Source organism: Gordonia sp. PvP123, assembly GCF_040547295.1.
GTDB lineage: Bacteria > Actinomycetota > Actinomycetes > Mycobacteriales > Mycobacteriaceae > Gordonia > Gordonia terrae.
In genome coordinates, this window is the sequence record NZ_JBEPPN010000008.1 from 262,512 (window position 1) to 277,293 (window position 14,782).

General features: G+C 68.1%; 16 protein-coding genes. 8 read left to right on the forward strand and 8 right to left on the reverse strand.

Translation table 11 applies throughout. The annotated features are described in order from the left end of the window. Positions 1 to 53 precede the first annotated feature (53 nt). The 4 genes from ABIC25_RS17865 (at position 54) to ABIC25_RS17880 (ending at position 3,154) form a co-directional block, all read left to right on the forward strand. Entirely contained in the window at positions 54 to 1,355 is a 1,302-nt protein-coding gene (locus tag ABIC25_RS17865) for a glycosyltransferase (protein ID WP_239402971.1), read from the forward strand. 94 nt (positions 1,356 to 1,449) lie between these two features. Further along, positions 1,450 to 1,860 carry an ester cyclase gene (locus tag ABIC25_RS17870; RefSeq protein ID WP_239402970.1) on the forward strand — a complete coding sequence of 137 codons (411 nt, stop codon included), beginning with the start codon at positions 1,450 to 1,452 and terminating at the stop codon, positions 1,858 to 1,860. Beyond that, entirely contained in the window at positions 1,857 to 2,858 is a 1,002-nt protein-coding gene (locus tag ABIC25_RS17875) for an alpha/beta hydrolase (RefSeq protein WP_239402969.1), read from the forward strand. The genes ABIC25_RS17870 and ABIC25_RS17875 overlap by 4 nt, the downstream gene beginning before the upstream one ends. Positions 2,859 to 2,902: 44 nt before the next feature. Next, positions 2,903 to 3,154: a DUF6480 family protein gene (locus ABIC25_RS17880; RefSeq protein ID WP_033204173.1), complete on the forward strand. Its 252-nt coding sequence runs from the start codon at positions 2,903 to 2,905 to the stop codon at positions 3,152 to 3,154. Positions 3,155 to 3,172: 18 nt separating this feature from the next. Here ABIC25_RS17880 and ABIC25_RS17885 read toward each other — a convergent pair whose 3' ends face one another. Together ABIC25_RS17885 and ABIC25_RS17890 are read right to left on the reverse strand one after the other, a co-directional pair. Further along, complete coding sequence (locus ABIC25_RS17885; protein WP_354562511.1) at positions 3,173 to 3,631, reverse strand: hypothetical protein; 459 nt, start codon at positions 3,629 to 3,631, stop codon at positions 3,173 to 3,175. A gap of 78 nt (positions 3,632 to 3,709) precedes the next feature. Then, positions 3,710 to 4,381 carry a helix-turn-helix transcriptional regulator gene (locus ABIC25_RS17890; RefSeq protein WP_435529101.1) on the reverse strand — a complete coding sequence of 224 codons (672 nt, stop codon included), beginning with the start codon at positions 4,379 to 4,381 and terminating at the stop codon, positions 3,710 to 3,712. A 221-nt stretch (positions 4,382 to 4,602) separates the two neighbouring features. Here ABIC25_RS17890 and ABIC25_RS17895 point away from each other — a divergent pair, with 221 nt between their 5' ends. Then, on the forward strand, positions 4,603 to 5,385 hold the full coding sequence (locus ABIC25_RS17895) for an MSMEG_1198 family transcriptional regulator (protein WP_064569652.1): 783 nt from the start codon (positions 4,603 to 4,605) through the stop codon (positions 5,383 to 5,385). On the opposite strand, the gene ABIC25_RS17900 is transcribed toward ABIC25_RS17895, so the two are convergent. From ABIC25_RS17900 to ABIC25_RS17920, 5 genes are read right to left on the reverse strand one after another with little or no spacing between them, the layout of a single operon-like run. Next, on the reverse strand, positions 5,386 to 6,240 hold the full coding sequence (locus ABIC25_RS17900; protein WP_248644062.1) for an HAD family hydrolase: 855 nt from the start codon (positions 6,238 to 6,240) through the stop codon (positions 5,386 to 5,388). Then, positions 6,237 to 7,361, reverse strand: a complete 1,125-nt coding sequence (locus ABIC25_RS17905) for a cysteine protease StiP family protein (RefSeq protein ID WP_248644061.1) — start codon at positions 7,359 to 7,361, stop codon at positions 6,237 to 6,239. The genes ABIC25_RS17900 and ABIC25_RS17905 overlap by 4 nt, the downstream gene beginning before the upstream one ends. Next, positions 7,361 to 8,659, reverse strand: a complete 1,299-nt coding sequence (locus ABIC25_RS17910; RefSeq protein ID WP_248644060.1) for a phosphoribosyltransferase family protein — start codon at positions 8,657 to 8,659, stop codon at positions 7,361 to 7,363. Before ABIC25_RS17910 ends, ABIC25_RS17905 begins: the two co-directional genes overlap by 1 nt. Continuing rightward, the gene (locus tag ABIC25_RS17915; RefSeq protein ID WP_248644059.1) at positions 8,656 to 9,873 is read right to left on the reverse strand and encodes an HpcH/HpaI aldolase/citrate lyase family protein; all 1,218 of its coding nucleotides are present in this window, start codon (positions 9,871 to 9,873) and stop codon (positions 8,656 to 8,658) included. Before ABIC25_RS17915 ends, ABIC25_RS17910 begins: the two co-directional genes overlap by 4 nt. Then, the gene (locus ABIC25_RS17920) at positions 9,870 to 10,982 is read right to left on the reverse strand and encodes a hypothetical protein (RefSeq protein WP_354562514.1); all 1,113 of its coding nucleotides are present in this window, start codon (positions 10,980 to 10,982) and stop codon (positions 9,870 to 9,872) included. The genes ABIC25_RS17915 and ABIC25_RS17920 overlap by 4 nt, the downstream gene beginning before the upstream one ends. Before the next feature lie 247 nt (positions 10,983 to 11,229). On the opposite strand from ABIC25_RS17920, the gene ABIC25_RS17925 reads away from it, so the two are divergent. Genes ABIC25_RS17925 through ABIC25_RS17935 form a run of 3 tightly spaced genes read left to right on the forward strand, consistent with a single transcriptional unit; the run spans position 11,230 to position 13,344 of the window. Next, positions 11,230 to 11,850, forward strand: coding sequence for an AIM24 family protein (locus ABIC25_RS17925; RefSeq protein WP_033204169.1), 621 nt, complete (start codon positions 11,230 to 11,232; stop codon positions 11,848 to 11,850). A gap of 16 nt (positions 11,851 to 11,866) precedes the next feature. Beyond that, the gene (locus tag ABIC25_RS17930) at positions 11,867 to 12,583 is read left to right on the forward strand and encodes an AIM24 family protein (protein ID WP_064569648.1); all 717 of its coding nucleotides are present in this window, start codon (positions 11,867 to 11,869) and stop codon (positions 12,581 to 12,583) included. Beyond that, positions 12,580 to 13,344 carry an AIM24 family protein gene (locus tag ABIC25_RS17935; RefSeq protein WP_004021133.1) on the forward strand — a complete coding sequence of 255 codons (765 nt, stop codon included), beginning with the start codon at positions 12,580 to 12,582 and terminating at the stop codon, positions 13,342 to 13,344. Before ABIC25_RS17930 ends, ABIC25_RS17935 begins: the two co-directional genes overlap by 4 nt. Positions 13,345 to 13,501: 157 nt before the next feature. Here ABIC25_RS17935 and ABIC25_RS17940 read toward each other — a convergent pair whose 3' ends face one another. Continuing rightward, entirely contained in the window at positions 13,502 to 14,656 is a 1,155-nt protein-coding gene (locus ABIC25_RS17940) for a DUF475 domain-containing protein (protein WP_354562515.1), read from the reverse strand. Positions 14,657 to 14,782: the final 126 nt, after the last annotated feature.

A 14,782-nucleotide genomic window follows, 5' to 3' on the forward strand; every position in this document is an offset into this window, starting at 1 on the left:
CGCGGCTTTCCCCTGAATTCGATAGAGTCTGGGTCTATCGAATTGGAGGCGCGATGGCGACCGTTCTGCTGTGTGCCACGCCGCTGGCCGGGCACGTCGGACCGCTCACCAGCGTCGGACGTGTGCTGGCCGAACGGGGCCATGAGGTGATCATGGTGACCGGCTCACGGTTTGCCGACCGGGTTGCCGACGCCGGGCTTGCTCTCGTACCTCTGGGCGGCGCTGCTGATCTCGACGAACGGGATCCCGACAGTTTCACCCCGGACCGGCACCGGTACCGCGGACTGGCGCTGTCGCGCTACCAGGTGGAGCGGACGTTCATCACGCCGCTGCCGGAGCAGGCGGCCGCTGTGGAATCGGTTGTCGGCAGTCGCGCGGTCGACGCGATCCTGTGTGACGGCACCTTCGCCGGCATCATCCCCCTGCTGTCCCGGCCTCCCGGTCGGCGTCCACCCGTCATCGGGATCGGCACCATGCCACTCGCGCAGACGAGCGTCGACGTCGCGCCGTTCAACAGCGGCCTGCCCCCGATGGCCGGTCGGCTGGGACGGGTGCGTAACCGATTGGCCCACACCGCGGTGCGGCGTGTGCTGTTCGCATCCACGCAGAGGTCCGCGCGACGTCTGGTTCGACGCGCCGGGGGCACCCTCGACCACTTCGTCCTCGACATCTCCCGGGCGTTCGACCGGTTCGTTCAGTTGGGGCCGTCCGAATTCGAGTATCCGCGGTCGGATCTCGACCCGAACACGGTCTTCGCGGGTCCGGTGTTCGCGGGGGGCGGTGATGTGGCTGCACCGTCGTGGTGGCCGGAGATGCTCGCCGACGGCCGCCCGGTCGTCCACGTCACCCAGGGCACGCTCGACAACGACGATTTCTCGCAACTGGTCGAACCCGCGGTGGCCGGGCTGGCGGAGCACGATGTCCAGGTCGTCGTCACGACCGGAGGTGCCGACCCGGAACCAGTTCCGCACGAAGCGAATTCGCGGGTCGCGCGGTATCTCGACTACGACGAACTGTTGCCGCGGACGTCGGTCCTGATCACCAACGGAGGCTACGGTGGGGTGCTCCAGGCGTTGCGGGCCGGAGTGCCGGTGATCGTCGCACCGGGCGGAGAGGACAAGCCCGAAGTCGCCGCGAGGGTCGCACACTTCGGGGTCGGGATCGATCTGCGGACCCGACGCCCGACTCCCGAGACCGTCTCCGACGCGGTGCTACGCGTTCTCGCCGACGACGCTGTGACCGACCGGTGCCGGCGGATGGCGCGCGCGATGGCCGAGTACGACACGGCCGCGACCCTGCTCGGCGAGCTCGATCGCGTGATCCGCAGCTGTGACCGAAGCCGCTCGGAGAGTTGAGAGTTCATCCCTCCAGGCATGGCCGAGCGCCGAGCCGACCACCCCCCGACTGCATCGTGACGCCTACCGCAGACAACCCGAAGGAGAACCCGACATGACTGATGCCCGAGCAGTGATCGACGCGCACATCGACGCGTTCAACAATCGCACCCCGGAGAAGGAACCCTGGGCGGCGGACGCCGAATTGGTCTCACCGGGAGGGGTGTTCACCGGTCGCGAGGGCGTCCTCGGTTTCCTCTCGGTTTTTCAGGGTGCATTCTCCGATGGTCGCCTCACTGTCGGCTCATCTGTGATCGACGCCGACAACGCCTCGGTGGAGGGCACTTTCGACGGTGTGCACGACGGAGTGCTGCAGAGTCCGTCGGGTCCGATCGAACCCACCGGGCGAACGGTCTCGTTCCGGTGGAGCGCGACCTACCTTGTGGCGGGATCCCAGTTGCTCTCCGAGCACCTCTACTTCGACCAGCTCGACTTCCTCGGGCAGTTGGGCGTCCTCCCGGGATGAGTGGTGCGTGGCGCCTGGTCGTCCGGCTTCTGTCGACGACGATCGCCGCCGGGATGATCGTCGGGGTCGCGCAGCCGGGGATCGCATCGTCGGCGCCCACGCGGGCGAGCCCGTCGATGGCATGGGTGGTGGGCAGTGCGGCGGTGGGGCACCAGCGCCATGACCTGTGGATCCGCTCGCCCGCGATGGGCCGGGATGTGCCGGTGACCGTGCTGCATCCGGCTCACGCCCGACCCCGCGGCACGCTGTACCTCCTGGACGGCGGCGGTCGCAAGACGGCGGTCAGTGACTGGATCGGCGACGCCCGCGCAGACCGGTACTTCGGCGACAAGGACGTCAACGTGGTCCTGCCCGGCGGTCAAGGCGCCTTCTACACGAACTGGCAGAACGTCGACGCGACCTTCGGCCGTCCGCAGTGGGAGACCTTCCTGACCGTCGAACTCCCGCCGTTGATCGACGGTCGGTTCCACGGCAACGGCAAGAACGCGATCGCCGGGCTCTCGATGGGCGGGCAAGCCGCATTCACCCTCGCGACACGCCGACCCGGGCTCTACACGGGCGTCGGGTCGATCAGCGCATGTCCGTTCACCACCGGTGTGCTGCACGAATCCCAGATCCGTGCCGCGGTGACCCGAGACGGCGGGGACCCCACCAAGATGTGGGGACCGTGGGGGGCGCCGGGATGGGCCGACCACGACCCGGGCCGTCGGCTCCGGGCCCTCACGGGCAAGCGTGTGTTCCTCGCGTCCGGGACCGGCGTGCCCGGCCCTCTCGACCAGGAGACCAGGCTCGACCCGGGTCGCCACCGCGCGGAGAAGATCGCGTCGGGGGCGGTGCTCGAGAGCTCGGTGAACGCGTGCTCGACGGAGTTCGCGCGAGCGATGCGGGCGGACGGTCTGCGGCCCGTCACCCACTTCCGGGCGGTGGGAACCCATGCGTGGCCCTACTGGGCGCAGGACCTGACCGTGATGTACCCCGTGCTCGCGACGGGTCTCTGATCGACCACGAGTGAGTTCCCGCCATTCCGGGTACACCGACCCCCATGGCAGACAACGACCCCGCTCGGAAACCGTTCAATCCGCAGAACCCCGACCCGGCGAGTACACCGGGCCTCGAGCCCGGAGGCGGTGTCGCGCCCGGTGACACCCCGCCCGCCGAATCCGCCGTCGGCGGCGAGGAGCACGAGCCGCCTCAGCGCAGGCGGGCCGGTGGTGTGATCGTCATCGCCATCGCCGCGGTCATCTTCCTGCTGGTCGCGCTCGGCCTGATCGGGCGTGCGGTCGGACTGTTCTAGGCGCGAACCCCGCGTCCCTCACCGCGCCGCGGAGGTCTCGACGCCGCGGCGCCACCACAAGGCCAGCCCCACCTCGACCATTCCGACCACGAACATCACCGGCTGTAGGAAGAAGAACACCTGGAGCAGCGCGAGCTGGAGGACGATCCACGCGATCAGCGATCCGCCGGCGAGCAGGCCGCCGAGGACGCCAAGACGAGCGGGTGCGGAGGGCACGGCGATCGCCGCGACTGCGACGAGGTGCGGGATCGCGATCACGGCGATCAGCGCGATCCCGGGACCGGTCCACGTGTTGAACGGCGTGTTGTGCAGCCACTCCCGCGACATCGCCCACTGGTCGCCGATGAGAGCCAGCCCGCCGGCGACGGCCGCGAATGCGACAACGGCCTCGACGACCGCGAGCGCCCAGGCGGCAACCGTCCGTCGGTTGGCGAGCCGGTGATTGCCGTCGCCGGAGATGTCAGAGGTCGTGGTCACGCTCCACAGTCTCTCGCAGATGGGGCGTCGTGTCGTGAGGCGAAAGACATCATGGATTCATCTCCGGTCGTGGCGAGCTCAGGGTCGCACCCACCCGTCGTTCATCAATTCGACGAGCAGTTGGGCCTTGTTCCCGATCGGCCGCCCGGCTTCCTCGTAACGTCGCGCAACTCGCCGATAGTGTTCGCGCACGGTGCTTTCCGCGATCTCGTGGACGCGCGACGTCTGACGCAGCGTGGCCCCGAGCGTATAGGTCTGCAGGATCTCCAGCTCTCGGTCGGTGAGTCGTACCCGGTTCGCGAGCTCGGGCGGGGACTGCGGCGTCGGCGGGCCCGCGACCGTTGCCAACGCCCGCTGGAGCGCCTCCTCGGCGCTCGCGGCGCGGGGGGGGATCCGGATGTGCTCGAACCCCGCGACCCCGCTGCCGACGAAGATGACCCGGATCGAACGCAACGCCGGCACGCGGCGGACGAACCCGAGCATCGCGGCGGACCGGACCAGGATCGCTGCCGGGTTCCGCAGCGCGGCGAGCTGAGCGGGCTCGACGACGGTCGCCTCGTATCCGGCACTCTCGACGAGCGCGACCAGGGCGGCGTCGAAGATGTCGCCCTCGGCGACGACGGCCGTGACGCGCGGTGCCGGGCCCGAGGTCACGGCGAGTTCGGGGCGAGGCGTCTGCGACCCTCGCCCGATGGGCATGCTGTCGGATGATGGGGCCGATCGGCGGACGTCGTTCAGGGGTACGGACACAGGCCGGCTCTCCTCGTCGACTTCGTTTCGAACCGCGCGAGTCCGATGTGGACGTCGGCGGGTTCCTTCGGGTGATCGACCTGGCTCGCGATCGGACGCCGAGAATGTGCATTTCCCGAACGTCGACTTCTCCAGCCTACGAAGTTGAGACGATTTGTCACCGGTATCTCGGACCGGATGTGGGCTCATCCGGGTAAATACGTACGCACTCGGTGAAAAACATGCGTAATCGCGCACACCACCAGTGGTTCGAGCATGATCATGCTGTGCCGAACCATTTGCGGGTACTGATCGCTTCGCCGCTGGGGCACGTGATCGCCGTGCCGCTGGCCAAGTCGCTCGATCAGGCCACGGTCACCGTTGCCGCGGGTCGGGACGAGTTCGTCCACTGCGTCGCCGGCAACGTGCGATTCGATGTCGTGGTCGCGGATCTGGTCTGGAATCGGCCCGATGTGGAGTGGACCTTCGACGGGCTCGACGTCATCGACGTCCTCGACGAGCACGATCGGCACGCCCCGGTCGTCCTGGTGACCCAGGGCCTCGGCATGGAACAGGATCATCTCGACGAGGCCCGACTGCGGGACGAGGTGGTGGGCATCATCGCCAGGTCCGACGGATTCGCCACGCTGGTCGGCGTCGTGCGATCGGTGGCTCACGGTCAGGGGTTGCCGGACAAGACGCCCGACGGGCCACGCCCACCGCTCTACGAGCTGTTCACCGGGCGTCGCGGCCACACCGCAGGTCGACTCGCCGGGGCGATCGCCTCGGGCAGCGCGTCGGACAACTCGTCACTCGCCCGGGTGGCGACCGTGTCGCCGAACACCGCCAACAAGGTGACGAGTCACTACCTCGGACCGATCATCGTCGAGCGCGGTGAGCACGAGGCATCGTTGCCGATGACACAGGCCGCCGTCTACCGGTGGTGTGGCCTGCACGCCCGGTACCTGATCAGCTGGTGCCGACGCCACGGGCATTCCGATGTCCTCGGGCCAACGCCCGCGTGATCAGCGTGCGTGGACTCGGGCGTCCCGGCTCTCGTCCAGGCCGCTCCGCTCGCCGAACCACCGCAGGATCTCGACACCGGCGAGGGCCCCGGTCTCGGCCGTGATCGTGAGCCCCGGCGCCGACCACCCGAGCGACTCCAGTTCGCCGTGCCGGGGGCGGATGGCGTGATCGGCGGCGAGCAGCAGATCGGTGTCGAGCCAGCCGTCGCCGGCCGCGCAGAGGGTCGCCGAGTCGTCGAGCGTCCCGTCTTCGATGAGCCTGCGCCGGACCTCGGCGATGGCCGCCGACTTGGTCACCGGCTGCGGGGTCGAATAGATTTTCCGGCCCTGCTGGGATGCTGTCCAGCCCCGCGCGTCACACCACGCCTGCCATCGCTCGAGGAACTCCGGTGGCTGGGCAGACGGGTCGACGACGAGGTAGCAGAAGAGATCGTCGGCCGTACGCAACGCCGTGACCCAGGAGTCGTCGATGCGTGTGCGGAGCTCGTCCCGGACCTGCTCGAGGGTGGCGCCCGCACGGGTCACCTCTCGGTCGATGTGCGCACGCCACCGGGGATCGTCGTCGCCGTCGACGAGGATCCGACCACCGTTGCTGACCACGGCGTGGCGGAACGGTCTGCCCGGCAGGGCGATTCGCGCGTACTGCGCCGGGGTGCGGGTGGTCGTCGGTACGACGACGGCCTCGTGCGCCAGCCGGGTCATCAGCTCGACGGCGGTTTGGGTCATGTACGACAGCGGCGCATCACGGTAGATCTCGACGCACACCGTCTCCAGGGTCGCGAACTGCTCCTCGCCCATCGCAGAGCGGGAGTAGATCATGGTCCGGTCGAGATCCGTGGCGACCAGGGCGTTCACGAGTCCTCCTTGATGAGCCCGACACACGAGTATGCGAGATCCGGCGAGACTTCCACGGGCACACCCCGTTGGGCGGCGAGGAGCCGGATGTGACGGTGCTCGGGCAGGTCGTCGGCACGCACCAGGATCCGCCATGGCACGCGGCGCAACAGGACTCGCGTCGTCTCGCCGACACCGGGCTTGACCAGGTTGATCGACGACAAACCGTACTCGGCCTGGATTCGCTCGACGGACCGCCAGCCGGACCAGTCGGGCCGGCGCGACCCGGGCGTCATCGATGCGATCATCGCCTGCACCCGGTCGGCCACCGCGTCGAACTCCGCACTGACGGTGTCGAGGAACACTCCCGAGACATCGAAGTCGGTGAGATGACGATAGAACTTGGCGCCGTGGAACTCGCCGGGACCGATGTGGTCGGCATTCAGGACGGTGCGCGAGACCAGGCCGGACACAGTGGAATTCAGGCAGGCGGACGCGATGAGGAAGTCGTCTCTGGTCCCGTACAGGGTCGTGCAGGAACCGGGATCGGCCAGGACCGCGAGTTCGTCGTGCAATCGCGGCCGGCCGGACCGCGCGTACTGGTCGACGGCGGCGGTGAGTTCGCGCTGGATGGCGCCCTTGCCGGTCCAGCCGTCGACGAAGACGACCGACTCGGCCGGGTGACGTGCCACGATGTGATCGAGTGCTACAGTGTCGATCCCGCGGCCGCGGACGATCGAGATCGTGTAGTGCCGGGGTTCGACGCCGTGGACGGCGAGCATCCATCGTCGGATCAGGATGCCGATCGGGGTCCCCGCTCGGGCGAGCGATACCAGCGTCGGAGCGGAGTGACGCTCGGCCAGGATGAGTTCGGCCACGACGCCGACCGCCTCGGCGAGGCGCTGAGCCGAGGATCGCAGGGTCGCGTGGAACAACTCCTGGTACTCGTGCCCCGGCTGATACTCGATCGGCAGGGATTCGGCGTAATGCGCCTGCCCGGATTGGATACGGCGTTCCCGTTCGCGCAGTTCACCTTCCAGCGCCACATCGGACAAGTCCTTCAGCAGCCAGGTGACCTCGTCGGCCCCGTACGAACCGAACTCCGGTCCGCACAGTGGCGGCGTGGCGGCGGCGATGTCCATCAGCGCACCGCCTCCCGCGCTTGGGTCAGCGAACGCTGGGGGGTCTCGGGCAGAACGGCCAGGACGACCGGATGTCCGGCGGCGGTGAGCACGTCCACGAGTCCGCCGGGTGCACGCAACTCGTCGGTGTCGGCCGGTGTGTCGATCACGAGTACGACCTGGGGGTCTGGGTGTTCGACGGAGGACACGTTGTAGACGAACCGAGGGGTGGCCGGGTCGGATTCTGGTGCGATGAACCGGAATCCGCGGCGGAGCGGGTATCCCGGGACGTCGTGCACGTGGGCCGGTGATCTCGTCGTGGTCTGATACGCGGTGGCGAAACCGCGACGCTCCAGCGCCTCGGCGATGCACAGCGGCGCGTACATGAGCTCCTCGTGCCCGATCACGACGACCGGACGCCGCGGATCGAGGTGTGCCGCCACGGTGTCCGCGGAATCGGCCGCGGCTCGGTGGAAGTGCGTCGAGTCGGCGCGGAGGATTCCGTGCCGGCCTCCGTCGGGAACCGTCCGGGGCCAGTCGAGTGAGACCGCGACCTGGTCGCCGCGGCGGGGTGCCACCGGATTGAGATCGTCGGACTCGAGCTCCCACACGTCCTCGAGGAGGGTTGGCGGAAGCGAGACAGATCCGTGGGCGAGTGACACATAGGCGATCTCGGCACCCGATTCCGCTGCAAAGGACTCGCATTCGGACTTCTGGGCTGCGGTTCGCATGTCCACCAGGGACGCCACGACGAATCGTGTGCGGGGCCGGTCGGCGACGATGGCCTCGATGGCGCCGAGTGCGGTCTTTCCGGTCGAGACCTCGTCGTCGACCAGGATCAGCACCTCCTGCGGCGTCGTCGCGTCGAGGAACGTGGGATCGCTGGGCTGCAGCAGGTGCGTCGTCGCATGCGAGTGCCCTTCCTCGAAGGTGCCCGACACCGTCACGCCGCGTCGTCGGCGCCGCGTCGAATGCAGATAGCGTGACGCGGAGATTCGCTCGGCCACACAGTGTCCGAGACCCGTCGCGGTCTCGGCGAAACCGAAGACGACCGCATCGCGCGCCGCATCCGCCCCGATCTCGGCGATGATCGCCGCGCCGAGGTCATCGGCGGCGCGGCGGACGATCGCCGGCGATGTCGGGATGTGTTTGCCCAGGACGGTCGAGACCAGCAGATGCGCACGGCGTCGATTGTGGCGCAACCCGAGTGAGACGAGATCGTGCACGGTGTGTACGCGGGGAGTGTCGTCGGCGGCGACGATCTCGACACCGAAACGCGCGGTCACCCAGTCGACACCGACGGCGCCGGGGTCGCTCATGAGGCCGCCGATCCGGGCGAGGCGAGCGCGGTGAGCAGGTCGACGAAGGAGACTCCCTGCCGGGTCACCCCGAAGGCGGCAGCGCGGTCGACGATACGCAGCGCCCAGTTGCGGTGCGGCTTCAGCTCGTTCATCTTGTTGCGGTACGACGAGGCCCGTACCCCGCCGGACTCCCCGGCCAGGATGTCGAGTGCATCGTGATACTCCTCATGGGTCACCGCCGACAGTGCGTGCACCGCCGCGACGTGCGCCGGATGGATGACCGTCTTGCCGTGCAGCCCGTTGGCGCGGTCCAGGGTGATCTCGCGCAGGAGGCCGTCCATGTCGCGGCTGACCAGTTGCTGCCGGAAGTAGACGGCGTCGCTCTCGCGAAAGGGCGTGTGCCGCAACAGAGGCTGGAACATGCGTTCGTGATCCGCGAAGTACTCCCAGACCGGGCCGGTCACGACGAAGCCGCTCTCGTCGCTGCGGCCGAGATGATTGACGATGCCGGCGATCACGTCGGCAGCCACCCGGACGTCGTAGATGGTCAGGTCCCGATCCCGGCGGATGCCGAAGTGGCCACAGATGTCGGTGGCCCCGATGCGAACCGCCAGCACGTGGTCCCGGTGTTCGCCGAGCAGCGACGCCAGGGCGGTCAGTTCGTCGTCGCGGGTCTCGCGGTGCACGACCGACGCCGACTCGAGGACCGGCATCACCCAGAGGTGCCTGCCGAGGATCTCGCTCGCCCGGGTCACCGCATCGAGGGCCGCGGCCGCGGTGTCCGAGGCGAACTTCGGGATGACGAACCCGGTGAGCACCGACGGGGTGCTCAGGGCCTCGGCGATGGGCACGATCCGATCGGCCGAACGCGGCCGGACGAACAGCAGCATCGGCCGGCCCGGGTTCTCGGCGATGCTGCGCAATGCGGCCACGGCATGGTCGATCGCCTCGGCCTCCTCGTCGTCGGCGACCGCGTCCTCGAGGTCGATGACCATCGAGATGACCCCCTCGGCGCGTCGTCGGCGGATGACGTCGGCGAGATCGGGGCGGGTCGCCGGGACATACAGGGTGGCACCGAGGGCGACCGCGAGACGCTGGGCGGGCCAGGTCGGCTCGATTGGCTCGGGCTGCCGGTAGAACAGGTGCTCGGCGACCGACGGCTCCAGGTGGTCGAAGTGCCGGATCGTCCCGGGCTCGAGACCGGTGGCGTCGTGTCGTGCAGTGGTGGTCATCCTGCGGCCACCTGTCCTCTCATCCGCGAAACGATCTCGGTGATCCGGTCGTCCACCGCACGCAGCTGGGTCAGATAGCTCCAGTAGTCGGGGTGGATGCGGTCGAGCTCCCCCTCGGCGCGCTCGATCCGGTCGGCCTGAGCATCGAGGACCGAACCCCATTCGTCAACCAGAGTGTGGTTCACGGCGAAGAGCTGGGCGTCACGCAGACGGAAGCGCACCCGCTGCTCGGCGCCCTTGGGGTCGGCCCGGACCTCCCGCAGCAGGCGCAGCCGGTCGAGCACCGCGTCGACGGCCTTCTCGGCCACCGCCAGGTCGTCGCGGGCCGCATCGGCGCGATCGATGGCCTGGTCGGGGGCGTCGGCGACCATCGAGCGTGCGGCCGCCAGCTCGGCGTCGGCATGCACGAGTCGCTCGTCGACGACCGTGCCGTTGCGCTGGAGATCGAGAGAACAGTCGGCACTGAACTCCCGGCGCAGGGCCGACAGCGTGTCGGGGACCTGCGCGCTGCGGGTCGACACCGCGCTGCGGCGGGTTTCCACCGAACGGATGACCTGCTGTGCCCGCTCGGCGAACGCGGGTGCTTCGGCCAGCAGTTGTTCGAGGCGCCGCGCCGCGCCGAGTACGGCCGCCGCGGCGGACTGCCGTTCGCGCAGGCCCGTGCCCTGGTCGAAACCCGCGAGCGCCCGCGCGAGTTCATCGGTGGCTTCCGACACCGACTGCAGCCGCGCCACCGCCGGGGTCGCGCCCTCCAGGGCGGTCATCGCCCGGTTGGCCGCCACCCGGGCTTCGTGGTCCTGGACGTCGGCGGCGCGCATCGTGGCCCGCGCCCGTTCGAGGGTGCCGGCGTTGGTCTGGGCGAAGTCGCGCATCGACGCGGTGATCGCCCGCAACGCCTGCGTCGAGCGCTCGAGATCCTGCGGGTCGACACGTGTGCCGGTGGGCGGCGACACCAGGCTGAGATAGTCCGACGTCGCCTGGGCGTGCTGCTCACGGAGTTCCGACCACACAGTGCGAAGCCGCGATCGCGGGTCCAGGGTGGCGGTCACACCGACGGCCGGATCGATCTCGGCCAGGACGGATTCGGACTCCAGGAACGCCGCTGTCATTTGTTCCGATGATGCAGGTGGTGCGGAATTCGTGCGTGAATCGTTCCCGAACCATCGACGTACGAAGTTTCCGGGCACCACACGATGCTATCGGCTATTTTCATCTCCGTATGAGGCCGGATTCCCCGGCGCACGGCGGGCTGGGATGCCGGTCGCCTGCGGGTGCCGTGGTGCGGGGATGGCGTCGGGAGACGAACGAGGGACGGTCGATCGGCGACCTCCCCGCGGCGCGAGAGAGGCACGTCGAATGCAGTTGGTACAACGGTCCAAACGCGTGGTGGAAGCCAGGCTGAACAATTCTGCGGTGCGCGCGATCAGCGGGTCGATGGTCGCCTACGAGGGACAGGTCACCTTCAAATCGGCGGGCTTCGGCGGCGGTGACGGTGTGCTCGCGGGCCTCAAGCAGCGTGCCACCGGGGAGGCATTGTCGCTCATGGAGGCGTCGGGCAACGGCATCGTCTACTTCGCGCACAACGCTGCGGAGACGACGGTCATCGAGCTGAACAACGAGACGCTGCAGGTGGAGTCCGAGCAGCTGATGGTGCTCAACGGCAACCTGCAGACCAACGTCACGTTCGCCGGTCTGCGCGGCGCGTCGTCGGGTCAGGGCCTGTTCACCACGACGGTGAGTGGCCACGGACAGATCGCGCTGCTGTCCAACGGCGGCCCGCTCATCCATCTCGAGGTGTCACCGCAGTATCCCCTCGTGGTCGATCCGGACGCGTTCGTCTGCGCCCGTGGGCAGCTGAGTCAGTCCTTCGTCACCGACGTGTCCTGGCGGTCGGCGCTGGGACAGGGTGGCGGGGAAGCGTTCTCGCTGCGCTGGGATGGCAGCGGCGTCGTGTCGATCCAGCCGGCCGAGCGGTGAGGGTGAGGTAGCGAGAATGTTCACCAAGGTCAACAGCAAGGTCGTCTCCGTCGACATCGGTCGGACCGGTCCGGTCATCGCTCGACGTGGGGCGATGCTCTTCTACAAGGGCGATGTGCACTTCCAGCCCCACCAGATCGCGGGTGCCGGCGGCATGGGCGGCGGGATGCCGGGACTGGGCGGGATGGGCGGCATGGCCGGTCGGATGCTCGCCGGCGAGCACGAGTCCACGATGATCGCCCAGGGGCACGGTGAGGTGCACTACGGCTTCCTCGGGATCGAGGTCCACGTCGTGGATCTCGGCGCAGTCGGCGGGATGATGCGCGTCGAAGCATCACGCCTGCTCGCCTACGGGGCCAACCTGCAGGCGTCGGTCGTCTCGGTCGCGTCACAGGGCGGCGGCGGTGGCGGTGGCGGCGGGCTGTTCGGGGCGCTGCGGAACGCGGCGGCCGGCGCAGTGACCGGCCAGGGCATGTTCACGACGCAGCTGTCGGGTCCCGGCTCGGCGGTCCTCCTCGGGCACGGCGGGGTCTTCGAGCTCGAGGTGTCGCCGCAGAAGCCGCCGGTGAGCGTCGATCCTCAGGCCTTCGTCGGATCGGCGGGGCAGGTCAACACCACTCTGCGATCGTCGATGAGCTGGCGGAATGTCGGCCGAACCGGCGGTGAGGCAATGCAATTGGAGTGCTCCGGACAGGGCATCGTGTACGTGCAGGCATCGGAGGAGAAGCTGTGAGCCAACTCAACACCGTGTGGAGTCCGATGAATCTGCCATCGGACGACAACGTTCCGGACAACAACTACTCGTTCTGCATCGATCTCAACCAGCCCTGGTTCATGTCCAAGGGCGCGATGATCGCCTACTACGGTCAGATGCAGTTCACCGCGCTCACGCAGGGGCTGCAGGGCAACATGCTGCAGATGGTGGCCCAGCAGTTCTCCGCCCCGCTGTACCTCGGTGACTATGTCGTCGCCGAGGGCCACGGCAAGCTGATCATCGGTGACCGCGGTTACGACATCAACGCCTACGACCTCGAAGACGGCAACCTCACCATCCGAGCAGCCAATCTGCTTGCGTTCCAGCCGAACCTGTCGCTGAACCAATCCATCGTGCCGGGTTTTCTGACGCTCATCGGCACCGGCAAGTTCCTCGCGTCGTCGAACGGTCCGGTCATGTTCGTCGAACCGCCCGTGCGCGTCGACCCGGAAGCCCTTGTCGGGTGGTCGGATTGCCCGTCACCGAGTCACCACTACGACGAGGCGTGGGTCAACGGGTTCATCGCCGCCGCGGGCCGGCGGATGGGGTTGAACTCAGGCGAGGAGCGTCAGTTCGATTTCACCGGCGCCGGAACCGTTCTGGTCCAGTCCAGCGAGAAGGTGCGCGACGACTCGTCCATCGTGCGTACCATCCAGGGCCACCTACCCGGAATGTCGGTCCCTGGTCTGCAGCAGATCAACCAGCAGATCAGCCAGCAACTCGGTCAGCAACAGGGCTGAGTCCGGTCCGTCGAAAAAGACTGCGCCGCAGGTCCGTCGAGGACCTGCGGCGCAGTTGTCTCACGCGTTCCCGCCCTCCGCTCCCTGAGGAGCGCCTGGAGCGTGCGGAGGGCGCTCACCGCTCCTTGAGGAGCGAGCTTGCGAGCGTCACGAAAGGTCAGACCTCGACCTTCTCCACTTCGCCCCTCGCCGCGAGGCGGTTGCGGCGGATGATGCTGGAGATCAGCGCGGCGATGATCAGCGCGACGCCGATCAGGCCGGTGATGATCTCCGGCACGTGTGTCCCGATCGAGTACAGCAGGATGAACGCCAGCGCACCGATCGCCCAGTGCGCACCGTGCTCGAGGTACACGTACTCCGACAGCGTGCCCTTGCGCACCAGGTAGACGGTGAGCGAACGGACGAACATCGCGCCGATGAGGCCGAGGCCGAGGGCGATGATGATCGGGTCCGCGGTGATGGCGAACGCGCCGATGACGCCGTCGAAGGAGAACGACGCGTCGAGCACCTCGAGGTAGAGGAACAGGAAGAATCCCGCCTTACCGGTCGCCTTGGCCAGATCCGACGGGCCGGACTTGCCGTCGGACTTCTCGACCGCCGACTTCTCGGCCGCATCGGTTCCCGGCTCGGCCGCCTCGTCGTCCTCTCCGGTCTCGACGTTGAAGTACTCGCCGAGGCCGTTGACCAGGATGTAGGTGATCATGCCGAGCGAGCCGGCGATCATGACCGTCGACTGCTCGTCCGGCGCGGCGATGTAGCTCGCGGTGAGCACGAGCAGGGTGATCGCGATGACGACCTCGAGCATCTCCAGCTTGCCGATCTTCTCGAGCGGACGCTCGATCCAGGTCAGCCAGGTCAGTTCCTTCTGCTCGAAGACGAAGCCCAGGAACAGCATCAGCAGGAACATGCCGCCGAACGCCGCGATCTGCGGGTGGGCGTCGGTGATGATCGTCTCGTAGCTGGGATCGCCGTTGGCGAAGTACGCCGCGTCGTTGGGCGGCGGGTTCAGTGCGAGGTCGAGTGCATCGACGGGATTGAGGCCCGAGGCGAGCCACACGATGACCAGCGGGAACACCAGGCGCATGCCGAAGACGGCGATCAGGATGCCGATGGTGAGGAAGATCTTCTGCCAGAACTCGCTCATCCGACGGAGGATCGTGGCGTTGATGACCGCGTTGTCGAAGGAGAGCGAGATCTCGAAGACGCCGAGGATGGCGGTCAGGATCAGCGCTTCGACACCGCCATAGAGGAACGCGATGATCAGCGACACGATCGTCACGACGACCGAGAGGCCGAAAATTCTTACTACCACCGGATTGTGGCCTTTCTAGGGTGCGTGTGGTCCAGCCGACCGCATCGTCGGAGAGGAGTGTGACATGCGGATGCCGCACCCGCCAGTAGGGCGAGTGCGGCATCCACGGGCATGTCAGGCGGACAG